Origin of the sequence: Dapis purpurea BLCC-M126 (genome assembly GCF_050015975.1) — a bacterium.
GTDB lineage: Bacteria > Cyanobacteriota > Cyanobacteriia > Cyanobacteriales > Microcoleaceae > Trichodesmium.
Map to the genome: position 1 here is coordinate 1 of NZ_JBNHER010000010.1, position 17,984 is coordinate 17,984.

General features: G+C 38.4%; 7 protein-coding genes. 6 read left to right on the forward strand and 1 reads right to left on the reverse strand.

The window, feature by feature from the left end; translation table 11 throughout:
- The first annotated feature begins 128 nt into the window (after positions 1 to 128).
- From ACP6PL_RS02425 to ACP6PL_RS02450, 6 genes are all read left to right on the forward strand, one after another.
- On the forward strand, positions 129 to 1,823 hold the full coding sequence (locus tag ACP6PL_RS02425; protein WP_426542165.1) for a tetratricopeptide repeat protein: 1,695 nt from the start codon (positions 129 to 131) through the stop codon (positions 1,821 to 1,823).
- Between the two features lie 139 nt (positions 1,824 to 1,962).
- A complete protein-coding gene (locus tag ACP6PL_RS02430) occupies positions 1,963 to 3,159 on the forward strand; it encodes a hypothetical protein (RefSeq protein WP_426542167.1) in 1,197 nt (398 codons plus the stop codon).
- A gap of 53 nt (positions 3,160 to 3,212) precedes the next feature.
- Complete coding sequence (locus ACP6PL_RS02435) at positions 3,213 to 8,609, forward strand: hypothetical protein (RefSeq protein ID WP_426542169.1); 5,397 nt, start codon at positions 3,213 to 3,215, stop codon at positions 8,607 to 8,609.
- Entirely contained in the window at positions 8,603 to 9,343 is a 741-nt protein-coding gene (locus ACP6PL_RS02440) for a calcium-binding protein (RefSeq protein WP_426542171.1), read from the forward strand. Before ACP6PL_RS02435 ends, ACP6PL_RS02440 begins: the two co-directional genes overlap by 7 nt.
- Positions 9,291 to 10,451: a hypothetical protein gene (locus tag ACP6PL_RS02445; protein WP_426542173.1), complete on the forward strand. Its 1,161-nt coding sequence runs from the start codon at positions 9,291 to 9,293 to the stop codon at positions 10,449 to 10,451. Before ACP6PL_RS02440 ends, ACP6PL_RS02445 begins: the two co-directional genes overlap by 53 nt.
- A 210-nt stretch (positions 10,452 to 10,661) precedes the next feature.
- Positions 10,662 to 11,399, forward strand: a complete 738-nt coding sequence (locus ACP6PL_RS02450) for a TIGR02466 family protein (RefSeq protein WP_426542175.1) — start codon at positions 10,662 to 10,664, stop codon at positions 11,397 to 11,399.
- An 88-nt stretch (positions 11,400 to 11,487) separates the two neighbouring features.
- Here ACP6PL_RS02450 and ACP6PL_RS02455 read toward each other — a convergent pair whose 3' ends face one another.
- Positions 11,488 to 16,935 (reverse strand): diguanylate cyclase domain-containing protein, encoded by a 5,448-nt coding sequence (locus ACP6PL_RS02455; RefSeq protein ID WP_426542177.1) that lies wholly within the window; start codon positions 16,933 to 16,935, stop codon positions 11,488 to 11,490.
- Between the last annotated feature and the right edge of the window lie 1,049 nt (positions 16,936 to 17,984).

A 17,984-nucleotide genomic window follows, 5' to 3' on the forward strand; every position in this document is an offset into this window, starting at 1 on the left:
CTTCCTTCTTCCTTACCTTCTCTATACAATACCAATGCTACCGGACATGATATTAAATAAATGCGAATAGTATAATAGTATTTCCAGATATTGTAAAGTATATTCTATCAGGTTCTAGGAAAAAAACTATGACCAAACCTAATTCCCAATCATCCCAAAAATTGACATTTTTAACTACATTAGACACCGCGAATACCCAAACTGTTTTCCCGTCTAAGGGAATTTTTAGCATCTTCTCTGCATTTCCAGAATATGATCGTGGCAACAGACTGTATGATATGGGTAGATACGAATCAGCCATTCCCTACTACGAAAACGCAGTGAAAATTAAGCCAGACTGGGCAATAGGTTGGTTAAAACTGGCTGATACCCTATATAAATTGCAAAATTATGAACAAGCAGTAGAAGCTTATAAAATATCCCTATCGCTTAAACCAAACGCTCATCAAGCCTGGAATTGTTATGGAGTTGTATTATTTAACTTAAGGCAGTATCAAGAAGCGATCGCCTGCTTTGACAAGGGAATCAAAATCAACCCAAATAACTATGAACTATGGTTTAATAAAGCAATTGTTTTAACAGAATTAAAACAGTATTTACCTGCCATAAACTGCTACAAAAAAGCACTGAAAATACAACCAATGAAGGGAGAAATTTGGTATGCTCAAGGGCAAATTTTATTAACTATACAAAAATATGCTGAAGCATTAGCTGCTTATGATTGTGCTGTGAAACTACAACCTGATAATTATCATATTTGGTTGAACCGAGGATTAGCCTTAGTAAAAACTCAACGTTATGCAGAAGCAATTATCAGTTATGACCATGCAATAGAATTAGAACCTGAGAATTATTTAGCTTGGTTTAACTTGGGTATTGCTCAAAGTAAACTACATAAATATCACGATGCAGTCTCTTCTTTTAATAAAGCAATTAAATTAAATCCCGATGATTATGAAGCTTGGTATTATAAAGGATTAGCTTTAAAAAATAATTGGAAAGAAGGAGGAGTTGCTTGTTTTGATAAGGCAATTAATTTTCATCCTAATTTACCAGAAATTAGGATTAGTCGTGGTTATATTTTATTAGATTTATTTAAAAATAGTGAGGCATTAGAATCTTTTAATCAGGCAATTACAATTAATTCTAATTATCCAGAAGCTTGGTTAGGTCGCGGTAAAGCATTTATGGCACTAGGCAAATATAATGAAGCTCTTATTGCTTATGGTAATGCTATTAGTATTGAACCATATTTTTTAGAGGCTTGGAATTGTCGAGGCGAAGCATTAGAAAAACTCCAGAAGTACGATCAAGCATTAGCAGCTTATGACAAAGTAATTGAAATGAGTTTTAAACAAGGAATTTCTGTTGCTAAAGTTGGTTTACAAAGGGGTGCAGCTTTAGAAAAGTTAGAGCGATATGCTGAAGCAATAGCAGCTTATGATTTGGTAATTGGAAAGGAGCCAGATAATTTTGATGCTTGGTTAAACCGGGGGTTAAGCTTGGAAAAAATGGCAAATTATGAAGAAGCTGTTTTTAGTTATAATCAAGCTATTAGTATTTGGCCAAGTAATTATCAAGCTTGGTCACAATTGGCTTTGATGCTGGAAAAATTAGAGAGGTATGAAGAGGCGATCGCTGCATACGACCAAATAGTTTCTTTAAGACCTGGTAATCATGAAGTTTGGTTTCAACGAGGATTAATTTTGGAAAGATTAGGATATGTTCAAGAAGCCGTTAGTTCTTACAAAATTGTTTTAGAAATTAAGCCCGATTATCAGAAAGTAATTGAAAGAATAAATAAATTAAAAGTGCCTGTTTGATTTTAATTAGGGCTTTCTGAACCGTATTGAACTATAATCCCCAATTATGTCATTCTAGTGTTCTGAGCATTTTAATCGTGGCCAGATAAAATAAAAATAAATATCAAAAAACATTAAAAAAATTAGGTAAATTTATTATATGGTATCCTTAGCCTCTCGTTCTCACCTAACCCAGACGACTCCATCTGAGCAACCTATTCCCACACCAGATAATTCTCAACAGAAAATCTATTGGTCTTTTAATAAAGCTGATGATCTACTAGATGACAATATAATCGAAAATGATGCCCCCAACTCTACAGGAAAGGGATATCTTAACAGTGACGATAATGAGACTTCCATTACGGATAAAGCACTTCAGCTTGGTTCTCAGAAACAAATTGAAGGCAAAATTAATGCTTTGGATATGCGGAACTCTGGGGTCTCTTTGTCTTTTTGGGTAGAAGAGAAAGACAATGGTATGATTCCTCAGATACGCTTAACTCAAATTGTCGAGAATGTTTTGGAAGAGACTGATCCTGAAAAAAATTTACAAGTGAAAGTCTTTGATGCGTTAGTTATTGATCATGAAAATACTCAAGATCAACTCAAGATAATTCTCACTCGTCCTAATGCATCTCCTGATGATGGAACCAATGATGGGAAAGGAAAATTTTTAGAATATACTGTTCCCTTAAATGGAAGTTTAAGCAACAACACAAATAATAAAGATTGGCATCATATCGTTGTTTTGTGGAATGGAGAAGTAAACGGCACTCAAGGTGAGATTGTCGATCTGGTTGTAATAATTGATAGTCAATTAATTCATGTCAATCCTTCAGAAACACCAACTTCAGTTGATGGAGTAGTTATAACACCTGATGATTACTATCAAAATACCCAGGCAGAAAGTATTCCAGCTTGCCGTTTCATTATTTCAGCCTCTCAAGTAAGTAGTCCAACTGCTATTGATGAAGTTCGCTTAATTAAGGGAATTGTTTCCTCTAAACTTGTACGAGCCTTTGGTTCGTCACGGCAAACCTCTGGTGAGCCTCTCATTGTCTGGAACGCAGATCAAAGGGGAAGCATATCTGCAGGACTTCAACTAATCAAAAATGGCGATTTTGCCAATGGTTTAGAACACTGGGAAACTTACCCTTCCGATGCTGCTGACTACATTAAAGTTATTGGTGATTCTTTATGGTGTCATTTCTGTAATGTTTTAAGCGATGTAGGTGTTAGCACACATCATGTAGATGTTGGAATATATCAAGATCTAGATGTTCCTCAAGATTTCGCTCAAGGCAAAGAATATCGCTTAAAATTTAAGGCTTGGTTAGATCCTGAAAAAAACTAGGAGCACAAGAAGTTAATTTGAGTTCGGGTTCAACATTAGGCCACAACTACAATTTGAGTCCGATCCCAGAATTGGGTAATAGCTATAACTTGATAAAGAATGGAACTGTAGAAAAACAAAATGGTGCTTTTGTCTTAAATGGGAGGAGCTACCTAAAAACGAATCCTAACAATCTCTATATCAATGATTCTTTAGCCGTAGATAGCTGGTTTAAACCGAACAATATACAAAGTCAACTGCCACTATTTGATGTTGACCTTAGCTATATTTTCACTGTAGGATGGCTTGAATTTTATATCGAACAGAGACTCAATGTTATCTATGACCGCAATAAGCAAGAATTTCAGGTCAATATTGTAGCCAAAGACATTGCCAATCACGAAATTTCTAATGAATATAACCTAATTGCTGCATTGAGTGCTGTTCTAGCCAATACCATTCCTGAACAAAAATTTAAGATTACTATCACTGAAAATATTACGCTTACAGAATCATTACCTTCCTTAGTCGGTTCAGAATTTCAGGGAGGAGGTAATACATTAGCACGAGGAACTGAACTAACGATAGAAAGTAATAGTACAACTTCTCCCAAATTCATCAGTGGAAACAATCTGGTTCAAATTCTTGCCATTGATGCAGATGATTGCATTATCAATTTAAGAAATCTGGAATTACGAGAAGGTAAAGCCCAAGGTAGTAGCGGTGAACCCGGTGGAGGATCGGGTTTAGGAGCTGGAGGAGCTTTGTTTATTGCGGGTGGAACAGTCAATATTGAAGGCGTTAGGTTCATCAACAATTGGGCGTATGGTGGTACAGCCCTAGAGACAGAAGTGAATCACGGACAGGGAGGAAATGCTGTCCATGTAAATAACGAATCACTGCTTTCTCCACCGGGCAAGAACGGAGGTCAAGGTGGAGCTTTTAATATAACAGGTAATCCTGATTACTATGGAAGCGTAGCAATTTTTGGTCGAGGCGGTGAAGCAGGGAAAGGAGCATTTGGAAATCAGGGAGGTCCTGAAGGAAAGACAAATCCTGGCGCTGCTGGAGAAAAAGGAAGCTTTGGCTGTGGAGGAGGTCAAGGTGGAGGCGGGCAAGGTGGATATAGAGAAAGAGGCAATAAAAATGATGCTGGTGGAGATGGTGGTAGCGGTGGTAGCGGTGGTTTTGGAGCTGGTGGCGGTGGCGGTGGCGGTGGCGGTGGACAATACAAGGTAGCAACTGAATGGGCTATAGGGGGTCCGATAGGCGATGCTGGTCAGTATGGTTCAGTCGGTATCAGCGGAGAAAGTTGTGCGGCACATCAAGAAACACCTTCTGGAAGACAGGGAGGTAAAGGTGGTAACGGAGCCGGTTTGGGTGGAGCAATCTTTGTCCCAGATTCTAGTAATTTGACAGGAATTAGCCGACAGCCTCGCGTTACCATCTCTGCTAGCTGCTATTTTGAAGGAAATGGCGTTCAATCTGGTGGAAGTGGAGCCCAGGCAAAAGGAAAAGCAATCTTTTTTGAAAGTGAACGGTGGGTCTACAATAACTCAGGCGAGGGTGATGGATTTCCAGCAGAAGGAATAATTGCTGACATAACAGAACATCGAGTCCAAACCCTTGAAGAGTTGGTAACAGCTATCCACGAAGCCAATCAATCAGAAGTTGATAACGTTATTATTCTTAAAAACGACATTACGCTTCAGGACACCACATTTGGACCACTAAGTGGGAAGAATCTTCTGATTCAAAATACTGATAGTGGTAGTGGTAAAAGTTCTGGGGGACTGATTATTCGGAGCGAAGAAGGACAACATTACTCAATTAGTGGACAGAATCAGTTTCAAATTATCAGCATGGATAATTTTGGTGGCTACCTAGAGCTATACAACCTAGAACTAAAGGATGGATTAGCTCAAGGAGGCAATTCTGAACATGGAGGAGGAGGTGGACTCGGTGCTGGCGGAGCGCTCTTTGTTAATTCAGGTAACGTGGTTGTTGATAGTGTTACTTTTACCAACAATAAAGCATTCGGTGGCAATGGAGGAGGAGAAGGGAGCAAAGCTGGCAATGGGGAACCAGCAACAGCGGCTGGTTCTGGGGGGCACTGTAATACCAGTGGCTTATTGAGCTTGGATAATGGATCTGGTCGTGGTGGATCAGCATCAAGCAGTAACAAGCGGGACGGAGAAAATGGTTCTCATGGGAACTGGGGCATTGGAGGAGGTGCTGGATCTGCACCCCAATATAGGACTTTAAGCAGCACGAAAAATTATTATGCTGGTCATGGAGGCTTTGGTGGTTTTGGTGCTGGAGGAGGCGCTGGTGCTTCTAACGCCACCGTTTGTTTTCGGCCAGATCACGTGAATCAGTATATTTGCCAAAAAGGTAATCGAGGTAATGGACGTGCTGGTGGTCAATATGGGAAGCCAGGAACAAATGCTTCTCCCTCACAGGAGGATGCTTGTACTATAGGGACTCCCGGCGTTGGAGGTGCTGGTGCTGGACTAGGAGGAGCAATTTTTGTCAGAAATGCTTCTTCTTCTGGCTCTGGAGTAAACGATACATTTGTATCAATTAAAAATAGTCGTTTCTCTGGAAATGAGGTTCAAGGTGGCGTTGGCAACGGCAATGGAGAAGCCAAAGGAAAGGCTATTTTTACCGAAAGTATGGGAGATAATTCCATCGATGACCCAACAAATAACCAACCTATTGATTATCGTTCTGATGTGGGTTTGCTCTCTCCAAATCCTGAAAAACAGGCTCTATATGCTACATCTCGCTACAGTGTAACTGTTCCGGTGGAATCCGTCACTTATACCTATGCCTCCGATGACTTCACTTGCAATTGGCATCACATCGCGACTAGCTTTTCCAATGGCGGTGTCCCGCAGGTATTCTTAGATGGCATTCCTCTGCCTCGAACTGACGAGAACAAAGGAATTGAAATTAATCAAGATAGGGGTTTTCATCCAAGTACAGAGAGCGTTTTATACTGGGGTTATGTTAAAAACCTTGGCAGTAGCTTCATTGGTGAAGTTAATGGTTTGCGGTTCTTTGATCGCAGTTTAAGCAGTAGTGAAATATTTGATGCCGCTTCAGAAGCTATCCAACGCTTAATTATCCAGCTCGATGAGAGTAGGGATGCAATAGAAAGTGCCAAAGTCCTTTACCAGTTTCCAACTTCTGCACCTTTTAATACGACTTGGATAAAACTTCTAAGAGGAAATAATGAGCCAACTCAAGTGAATAACCCCACCAGTTCAAATTGGAGTGAGATTAAAGCAACTTTAGGAGACGGTGTGGTGATTGAATTAGTCGGTAGTGGTAACGGGAATACGGTCGGCTATACAGATCAAACCACACTTTCTGGTTACACCCCAGATGAATTAGTTGCAGCTTTAAAACAGATACTCCCAGGGGGTTTATCGGCAGCAGAAATGTTTATCTCCGCAACCAATTTTGTCGATCCCAACGGTTATGAAACAGCGGAGCTTTCCGATGAAAAAGAGTTAACCGATGAAACCGAACCAGCAACCCTAAGATTTTCCAAAGCTTTAATGGAAGCTGATTTAACGGAAAGTGTAAACTATGGACCTTTGAAACGTTTCAATGAAAACAATGACATTGAGTTTAAGCAAACAACGGATATATGGGTGTTATATGAACAAGTCAATGCAGAAAATCCGGTTATTCTGGACTATACTCATAAACCATTCGATGTAGCTTCTATTATTTCTATCGGTATAAAGATATATAGTCTCGTCAATAAAGGTAAAGATATTTACAAAGAGGCAAAATCTATTAATAAGGTGATTGATTCTGAAGTAGAAACAAGCCTTTCTACTTTTCGACAATTAGATTTTGACTCGATCACCGAAGACACCTCTGTAAAAGCCAATAAACCCGATAGTTTAGAAACAGCCAAAGCCCGTCGTAAGACCTCAAAATTCTACGACATTTTCCGTATTGATACAGCCAAAGCCATGAAGGTCTTTCTGAAAGATGCGGATCTTTTAACCACTGGGATGAGTTTATCAAACGTAGGACTTCAGTTGGCAACTCCCGATCTAGTTGGTGCTATATCTGGTTCGGGAGCAAGTGTTGCCGATCATCTCAACAAACCCAGTAATAAAGGAAGTATACTCTTCAAGAATAATAAGAACAAAAAATTCAGAACAAAATTATTAAAAGCCACAAAATGTGGATTTAAAAATGGTGCCTTCACGATTGTAACTGGATACTCAACAGTATCTGGTGCCGTTCAATTGTTTAAAACAGGCAATACCTACGATATCGTGAAAGGGTCTTTACAGATAGCTTCTGGACTGGTTTTACCGATTGTGGAAGTCACCACTGAGGCGTTGATAGTAGCTGAGTTCACAAGTTCAACAGCAGCCGGACCGTTTGGTTTAGTAGTTGCCGCCGTGAGTCTAGTGATTGATATTGGTCTTATGATTGCTGATGCCATCAGGAAAGCAATACAAAGGCAAAAATTAGCGAGAAAAGCCAGTCAATTTGCAGCCGATGGCTTCTATGATTTAATTACTGACTTAAAAGGGAGCCTAGATAACATTGATGATCTCTATATATCAGGTGCTTTTTCTAATCTTCCACTTGAATCAAAGACAATTGTGCTAACTGGAATAACATCGTGGTTGTACCAAGCCTTGAGCAGTAGCTTACGCAATGGAGAATCAATAGACAGTATTCTAGGCAAAAATCCAGATTCTAAAAACCTCTCAGTTGATGAATTTATTGATGAGCTTGTTAACAATAAGCTTAATATTGACAGCGAAACAGCTAATGTTTTTCACGGTATTTATGATCTATGGACAAAACAAGAGGAGGGTCTACACCCTGTTATTGATATTGATTTAGTGAGTGACTCTACCAAAACATTTAACGATCATAATCTAATAGACTCTCTAAAGCAATTTTTGGGAGAGAGGCTAGATGACGGCGGAACTCAGTCACCCGAAGCCGAACCGGACGCAGGTTTTACCGTAGAAGAAGCCTTAACTCTTGATGGGTCTAATCTTTCAGAATACTCACGGAATATAGCTGTTTATGGAGTAGATGCTGAAGGTCTACGTGAAGAAGTTCAAACGGGTAAAGGGAACGATACAATTATATTAGGCTTAGGAGAATTTCATATTCAAACCGGGGAAGGAAATAATACAATCTACCTGAGTCAAGAGTTTAAGGATGTTCCAAATGCTGATGATCAAAGCAAATATTATCTCGATGCTGGTGATATAGAAGGTGCAAGTCTACTCACCCAACGTCAAAAAGATAGTGATACATTAATAATTAATGGATCAGCTTATGTCAACTTAACCGTGATGGCGGATAAGAATAAAACGTCAGGTGGAGAAGCAAAACAGGCTGTCTTTTTCCAAAAAGGAAGCGATGCAGCAAACCAAAAACCCCTTCTCGTCAGTGGTTTAGAAAATGTATGGTGACTCCTAATCTCATCAACACCTTAAAAGGCGGAACAGGTAACGATACATTATACGGCTCTCATGCCGGGGGTCACGGTTATAATTCTATGTCTGGGGGTAACGGTGGAAATAACTTAATTATTGCTGACGAAGGGGTTAATATTCTTCATGGCGGGCCGGGAAATGATACCTTGGTAGCAGCAATTCACCCAGAGAAGACTACTGATAATATCTTTCTCTTTGGCTTTGGAGATGGAAATGACTGCATTGAAAAAGGTCTTAATCATATTGATGTAGGTCTTACTTCCACTAATAATTTTACCGATGGCATTCGCTTTGTTTATGGCTCTGGTGATGATTACGACTATCCTTCAGATGCTCCAACAATCGATTCACCTGACCAAGTAAGAGATATCTTACAATTCGGTGAAGGGGTTTCTGCTGCTAATGTACGTGTTAGTTATGGCAAAGATTCTGAACATACAGAACCGAATGGTACACCACCTTATACTGACATTGACCAGCAAGTTACCTTCTCACTAATTGTTGATGATACCCGTGTTTTCGATGCCGGAATTGATGATGATCTCACTAAACCGAACCTACAGACAGGGGACTCTATTGCCATTAAGGGGAACTGGAGTAGGAATTATAATTATAGTCATCGGATTAAAACCTTGCGTTTCGGAGATGGTAGTAGTCTTGAAATCGCTTACATCGATATATTGGGATACAACGGGGACTGTCAAAGATGATAATGTAACTTTACCCGGTGCAACTTTCTTCCAAGGATTTAGTGGTAATGACATCATCACTTCTAATGGTCAAAATAATGTCATCTTACCTGGTAGTGGTAATAATACTGTCAACATCAATAGTAATAACGATCAGATACTGATCAATCGTCATCCCTTGAATCACGATACTATCAATATCAGTGAAAGCGGTCACCACCTTACTGTTGTGCTTGATGGTTCAATCCGACTACGGGATCTTGGGTTTGCTTTCGATGGAAATAATCTCGTTTTGAAAGTTGGTAACGGTGGCAATTTGAGTACCGCAACCCAAACTATAGTCATCAACAATGCTAAAAATAACTTACTGTTGCAATTTGGTACAGGTTTCACCTTGGACCTCACGAAATTCAACTTAACTGAAGTACACCAAGGTGATAATGAAGATAATACCCAGACAGCAACAGGAGCAGCTATCCTTTCGGGAAGTTTTGGCAATAACACCTTAAATGGTGGAGCTACTGGTCCTTCTATCTTTATTGGTGGTGCTGGTAACGACATGATCAATGGTAGTCAAGACAACAGTGGCGACCTCTATATCCTCGAAGATCGAGGTGGTTTTGAGCGGATAACCGGGTTAGACGGGACAAGCATCGTCTCAAATAAAACCGTCCTGATCGTCAGCACCAACGCCGAATTTTTGGGTTCAGCTGTTCTTAAGCGTGATGAAATCTGGTTTGCTACCAAAGAAACTGTAAACAAATTACCCGAAAACTTTGATCGAGAAAAACTACCCAATGAACTCAATGAGCTTGAAGACGGAGAACTTTTAATTTGGATCAGGGGGCAAAACAATGGTGCTATCATTAAGGATTGGGATAAATGGGATGAGACAAATCGTGTAGTTGTGACTAATCAGTATGAAGGAGCTTTTGAAATTAAGAAAGAAGGTATCAACACCTTACTAGAAATAATGGACAAATATCAAGATTTGGAAAACAAGATCTATAAACCTTGGCATCCCGATCTTAATGATGAAGATGCAACTCTTAATTTGAATGAAGAACTCTCCAATGCCATACTAGAATCATCTTGGCAACCTACTAGCTCTATCATTAGTGTTGCATAATAGAGAATGATATATTGGCATCGTATATATGAACTGTCCTTATTGTCAAATTCATAAAATGCGATCGCCCTCTATCGGATAAATCCCCTTCAATATTGGGAAAATCAATTCCCCTAGTATCTAAATTAGAGGGGGATACACCAATAGCTTTTAGTAGCTGCAACAAAGCCGTTTTATATCCTAAGTTTGGTAGAATCTTAATCTATGAATATGGCCTCTGATTCAATTCAAGATACCAATCCAACTATCCCTAACAGTTCCAAGTCTACAGAGATCGAGGAAACTTCTCCCTCAACAAAACCAAAGCTGATGATAGAGTCTTATTTTCCAACCCTGATTGCTTTTCAGGATTGGCTAGATGTCATATCGCTTAATACCTACCTCAAAGAACAGATTTATGCCTGGAAAGCAAAGGATTTAGAGGGAATTGAACGTTCTAATGTGCGATCAATGGGAGCTTGGCACAGCAAAACGGATATGAATCAACGACCTGAATTTGCTGAATTTACTGAAAGGGTAACACTAACAGTACAAGAGTATTTTAATCAACTTGGCTATGATCCAAGTTGGAAAGCTAGCTGTGATAGTATGTGGGCGAATATTAGTCCAAAATATGCCTATAATCGTAGCCATAATCACGGTAGTACCCTCTGTAGTGGGGTTTACTATGTACAGTCTGACCCTGGCCATAGTGGACGCATCAACTTCACCGATCCCCGTGAACAAGCGGTCATTTTGCCTACTTACACAAAAGAAGCTTTACAGCGTTCTCATACTTGGTCTAATGTCTATTATGATCCGATTCCAGGGCGCATTATTCTTTTTCCGGGTTGGTTACGTCATGATGTTGCTCCAAATCTCTATAATGGAACAGGAAAAGAGGCTGATCGCATCAGCATCAGCTTTAACTTTTACCAATGTCCTCCTGATACTGTCAGGAATTATTGAAGGGTTGAGAAAAAAGGTTAAAAAGCTCTCTCTCACAGGATGCCAGGCTTGTGTAGCTAGCTCCCTGGAATTGGGAATCCAAACTACCCTAATTTCTACTGAAAACGACCCGATCGCGTCCCTGTCTTTTAGCTTTATATAAAGCCTCATCTGCCAGAGCAATTAAATCTTCTGTAGTACCTTCGATAGTAGGAATAACACTAGCAACCCCCAGACTTAAACTCACAAATTGACTTACCTCAGACTGAGCATGGGGAATAGAAAGAGAGGCGATCGCCAGGCGGATCGACTCGGCAATAGTAAACCCACCCTCTATATTTGTATTGGGTAAAATCACCGCAAATTCCTCACCACCGTAACGAGCTACTAAATCAGTTGGTCTTTGAGGAACTTGAGATATCGCCTGCGCCACACGAATCAAGCAATCATCTCCACCTTGGTGTCCATAATGATCGTTGTAACGTTTGAAATAATCAATATCAATCATAATCAAGGACAAAAATTGCTGTTCTCGCAGATGTCGTCGCCACTCAACGGCGAGGGACTCATCAAAACTACGACGATTAGGTATTTGAGTAAGTCCATCCACATTGGCAATGCGTAATAATTCCTGGTTAGCTTTTTCTAGTTCAGCAGTACGCTGGGCTACTTGCTGCTGTAAAGTTTGATTATAATCTGAAAGAATCTTTTCTGCCTGCTTGCGTTCCGTAATATCCTGAAAAGTAGTAATTGCATACTTAATTTTTCCCTGTTTGTCATAAACGGGTGTTCCGCAAGCTTCGATGGCAATTCGGCGATCGCCTTGGTGAATTTCTATATTGTCATCCCTGACAGTTTCTCCGTGCAGAGCGCGTACTATTGGTAAATTAGCCTCTGGATATTTTTCCTCAGTACCAGGTTGATAAATTTGATAAACTTCAGAAACTTCACTTGATGTAACATTCCCCAGTAATTCCCGTGCTATATGATTCGTGTAATAAGGATGACCAGAAGCATCCACAATGCCAACCGCAACTGGCATTGCATCCAGAAACTGTCTTAACTTGCTTTCATTTTCTCTAACTTGAGCATAAAATTTAGCATTTTGAATAGAAATAGCAGCTTGAGAGGATAACAAATTTAAAATTTCTAATCGTTTGTCAGTAAAAGCTTCCACAGTTAGACTATTTTCCAGGTAAAGGAGACCTATGAGTTTAGCTTGATTGAGAATAGGAGTACAACAAAGACTTTTAGGTTGGTTTTCAATCAGGTATGAATCTCTAGCAAAGATTGTGTCTTGTTCAATGTTGTTGATCAGCAAAGTTTGTTGCGTTCGTTTAACAGTATTGATGACGCTATCAGGGAGAATTTTAGTATGATGATCCATGGAAATACTACACAAGCTATAGTTTCCATCAACCCATTGAGAAACTATTTCCCAACTGCCAGAGTTGTATAAAATCAAGACACATTTGTTAGCTCCAGCATTTTCTGCAACAATGCGTGTCATTTTGGAGAGTAATACTTCTAGTTCGATTTCCTCAGATATAGCTTGAGAGGCTTTGATTACAGAAGCTAAGTCTAGGTCTGAGGATGTGGTAGTTACTTGGCTTCTAGAAGAAGTTTGGATTCTAGTATGACTAGGATGGGGGTGACATTTATCACTTTGGAAAATAAGAGTGAGAAGTTGGGGATATTGTTCTTCAAGTTGGTTAGTCTTAGCCTTTGCTCCCCAAGTAGTATAGCAATAGTAGGCTTCTTGCATATAGATACTAGCAACTTTTTCTTTAGCACAACTAAGATAAAATTTAGCTGCCAGTTCATTTGCCAGAGCTTCCTCTTGAAGATATTTGTTTTCTTTTGCTCCTAATATTGCCTTGTCATATAACTCTATTGCTTCTCCTTTTTTTCCTAATACTCGACACTTTTCTGCCTCCACTAAATCTACTTTATGTTGGTAATTCATCGGAGCAGACTCTGCCCATTGCTGTTTTAGTTGCCTTTGATTGTCTGCCACTCGTTCCATCACCTCTGAGACCTCCTTTTTCCTTTCACTCATTCTTCCTAACGCCATCAAAGAATCATAAAAATAAAACACTGGTTGAGTTACCAGTCCTGGTGAAGCTAGCACATATTCTTTGATTTTTTCTATATCCTTTTCAATAGATTCTATTTCCTCAAACAAATAACACAGTATCATCTTATATAAGTAAAAAAATGATAACCCTAATGAATCATTCCCCGACACCATTTTTGATATAAATTCTACCTCTTGCTCACTATCTCCAGATAAAAGAGTTGGATATTTCCCAATTCCGAGTAAATTTAATGTTGTCTGCCAACAACTGCGACACCAATTCGCTGCTACCAATTGATTCAATTGGACTAATCCATCAAAGTAAGTATGAGCTGACTGTTCCAAGGCAGCCAGAGGTTGACTACACAAAAAAGATTGTAAACAAAAACCATGAGCATTGTAGCCAGCAAATTCCAAGTTTCCCACTTCTAAACCTATTCCATAACCTTCTTGCAGGGGAGAAACAGTTTCTTTGATATGAGATTTATAATGTAGGAGAAAGAACATGACAATATGTATTACCAATGGCTTCACCCCTTTTAAATCTAGTTTGGAGACTACCTGTAGTGCCAGTTGACCAAACTTGACCGCGACATCAATATCTTGTAATACACTACAAGCAACGATGCCATAGCAGGAATAAGCAAAGGGGGAAGACCGAGTATGTCCATATTGAATAGATAGTTTGACTGACAATGCTACCAATAATGGAAATAAGGGAGAACCAGAAAGATAAGTAGCTGGCATAATGCTATTGGTAATCTCGACAATGGCAATTTTTTCGCGATCCTCCATTATTGGCAGTTCGACCAAATTTTCTATTTCTGTATCGTTAACCAGTAGGCTAATTTCGGAAACTGCCTGTTGAATATCATTCTGTGTAGGTGTTTCCGGAAAACTCACACCTAATTGTCTTAAAAATTGTTTCGCAATAGTAATAGCTTCCGTCGCTAAATTCCTTGTATTATATGATTGTATTTGAATCCGATAAACATTAATCTGTTCTGGTAATGAGGAAGTATTGGCAATGACTATCTCAATCAACTTTTCCATTACCTCAAAATCACCACATAAAGCAGCTAATTCTGTTCCCAACTCATAGAATTCTAAAGTCATTTTATATTGCCTAGACCAAGCATTTTTTCCTAGTAATGATAATCCAATCTTCACATATTCCCTACCTGCCTGATAAGCAGTAGCATTTTTAGCTTTTCTACAAGCTATCAGATTAAATTTTGCTAGTTCATCTCGTTCTGTTTGATTGGTAATTAAAGATGTTCCATGATTTAATTGACTAACTAGCTCAAAAATCCTTTCTTCTCTTGCTTCTGGGGAAGCTTTTTGCAGTATTAATTGTCCTATATCGTAATGAAATCTTGCTTTTTCGTTGTTAGGAATTAAAGCATAAGCTGCTTGTTGTACTCTATCATGCAAAAAATGATAACCCACAGAAACATCTTTAATTTCCCTCTCCTGGTTTTGCTCTCCCATAAAAAACTTATAAACTTCACTCTCCGGAATAATAAACCCCTCCCGCAACCCCTGCCATAAATCTGTTGCTACCTCCCCTGGGGTTTTTCCCTGGACGATCGCCAAGGTTGCTAAATCAAATCTGTTCCCAATACAGGCAGATAGTTTCATCACATCCCGCGTTGTCTCTGGAAGTTTCTGCAACCTTTCTACCATAAACTCTACCACATCATCAGTCAGTGCTAATTGACGCACTTGTGTCAGATTGCATTGCCAATATCCTACCTTGGCATCAAATATAATCCAGCCATCCTCATATAACCCCTGCAAAAATTGGGTGATAAAAAATGGATTTCCCTTGGTCTTTTGATACACTAACTGTGCTAATGGTGTAGCAATTTCCACAGAACACATCAATGTATCCGCCACTAAACAAGTAATATTTACCTCATCTAAAGGAGCTAGCGTTAGAGTCTTCATCTCTACTGCCTGTTTCTGAATTTCATCTAAAATCAACATTAATGGATGGGCAGGAAATACTTCATTATCCCGATATGCTCCCAACACGAGCAGATATTCTACTTTGCCATCATTCATCAAGAGTTTTAACAGATTTAACGAAGCTGAGTCTGCCCACTGCAAGTCATCTAGAAAAATTACTAAGGGATGTTCTTGCTTAGTAAAAACTTCTACAAATTTACTGAAAAGCAAATTGAAGCGGTTTTGTGCTGCACTACCGGATAGTTCAGCAACTGGTGGTTGTTTCCCAATAATTCTTTCTAGTTCCGGAATTACATCAATAATTACTTGTCCGTTTTCCCCCACTACTTCTAAAATCTTACTTTTCCATTTTACCAATTCAGCATCAGATTCACTCAGTAATTGACCCATCAGCTCTCGAAATGCTTGTGTGAAAGCACTGAAGGGAATATTGCGATTTAACTGGTCGTATTTTCCTTTGATGAAGTAACCTCGTTGTTTAACTATAGGTTTATGTACTTCATTCACTATGGCTGTTTTGCCGATGCCAGAAAACCCTGCCACGAGAATCATTTCTGTTGTTCCACTTGCTACATTCTCGAAGGCATTGAGTAAAGTTTGTACTTCTGCTTCCCTGCCGTAGAGTTTTTCTGGTATGAGGAAATGATGAGATACATCTCGTTCCCCAAGGTCAAATTCGGTTATTTTTCCTGTTACGTTTAACTGTTCTCTACATTTTTCCAAGTCATATTTTAATCCCCAAGTATTTTGATAACGGTCTTCGGCATTTTTCGCCATTAATTTTAACACTATTGCCTGTAAAACTTCGGGGATTTCTCTATTTTTGATTATGGGAAATTTTACTGGTTGAGCAATATGACAATGTACTAATTCTACTGAATCTTGAGTGTTAAATGGTAAGTCATCTGTGAGTAGTTGAAAAAATGTTACTCCTAGAGAATACAAATCTGTCCGATAGTCAATTCCCCGATTCATCCGACCTGTTTGTTCTGGGGAAATATAGGCAAGAGTTCCTTCTAATATATTAGGGTTTTTTAGTATGGGATTTTCTCTGGTTAACCTTGTAGAAATGCCAAAGTCAATAATTTTTAATTGTTTAGTTTTGGGGTTGTAAATTATATTTGCTGGATTAATATCTTTGTGGATAATATTTTCTGCGTGAATTTGTGCTAAAATAGTAGTGACTTTAATTGCAATATCAAGAAAATCTGCTAAATCAAATTGATAGCTTTTTTGAATTATATTTAATGATTCTCCACCAAAATCTTCTAAAATAATAATTTGATATTGTTCTAAACTGTAAGCCTTGATTACACCCTCTAGGTTTAGGTGGCGAGTTAGTTCGTATTCTTGTTTGTAACGGGTGAGTTGGGATAATGTCGGATAATCTGCTTTGAGGACTTTGAGAATAACTCTTTGAGCATCCTCCTCCCTGATAGCACGATACACTTCTGAATTCATACTTTCATGGATTTGATCTAATACTAGATAACCAGGTAGCAGAACCATCTTTATTTTGGCAAATTTTGTAGTTTTAGGAATATTCAATAATATCATGTTTTGTTAAATACTTTAAATAATACTTAATAAGTAGTAAATAAGTAACAGTGACAATTAGAGGAAATAAAGAAGTTTGATTGAGCTTATTTATAAGGATATTTGATTGATAACTGATTATCCAAACAGGATATAATAAGCAATAAGAAATAAAAAAGAAAAAATCACTTCATCCTTATATAATAAAAATTATTCAAATTTTAGAGTTAATACTAGATGTGAGAATTTTTTGCTACACATAGATAAACTTGATTATAATTACTACCATATCCGAAAAAAAATTGCTACAAATACCTTTTGCGTCTTCCTTATCAACTCTATTTTGTAGCATTATTCTTTTAAAATTGGTATAAATGTGTAGGAAATTAATCATTTTTACAAATATGAAGCAGTATTTATTACTCAGATCCATAATTATTTACTACTTTTTTTAGCTTTTATTAAATCCGTTCCCAGCAATCTACAACTATCAGTCAAATTTATAATTATCTGATGGATTTAATATAATATAGAATCTAGTTAAACAGTTGTCATTGTGACTCAAAGGAAGCAATCTCTAAAACCTTGGGATTGCTTCCTTCCACTCCGTTCCAGTCGCTGCGGACATATATCATGTCTGGTTGAATAGTTATAATTAAAGCTCGTAGTAGGGCTTGAGCAATATCTATCTACTATCGGGCTTCAGCCCTAATTGCCTCTCGGAACAAAAAAACTTTTAGTTAATGCTCTTATATTATGTTCGGATAATCATTCATAAAAAAGTATTAATTTGTAGTTTTACTCTAACCCACTAAATATTTATCAGTTGCTCAATCCTAACAAAAGAACCTAATTATAAGTATTCAACCGAAGATGATATTATTGATAATAAGAAGAGTTCATTAATTGATAATTGATAATGGATAATTGATAATTACCTCTGGTTAAAACCGTTCGGGAATTGAAGATAAGGAAATATCCTAGCACTTTTCTCTTGGTCGATTGGATATGGCGTTTCGCTG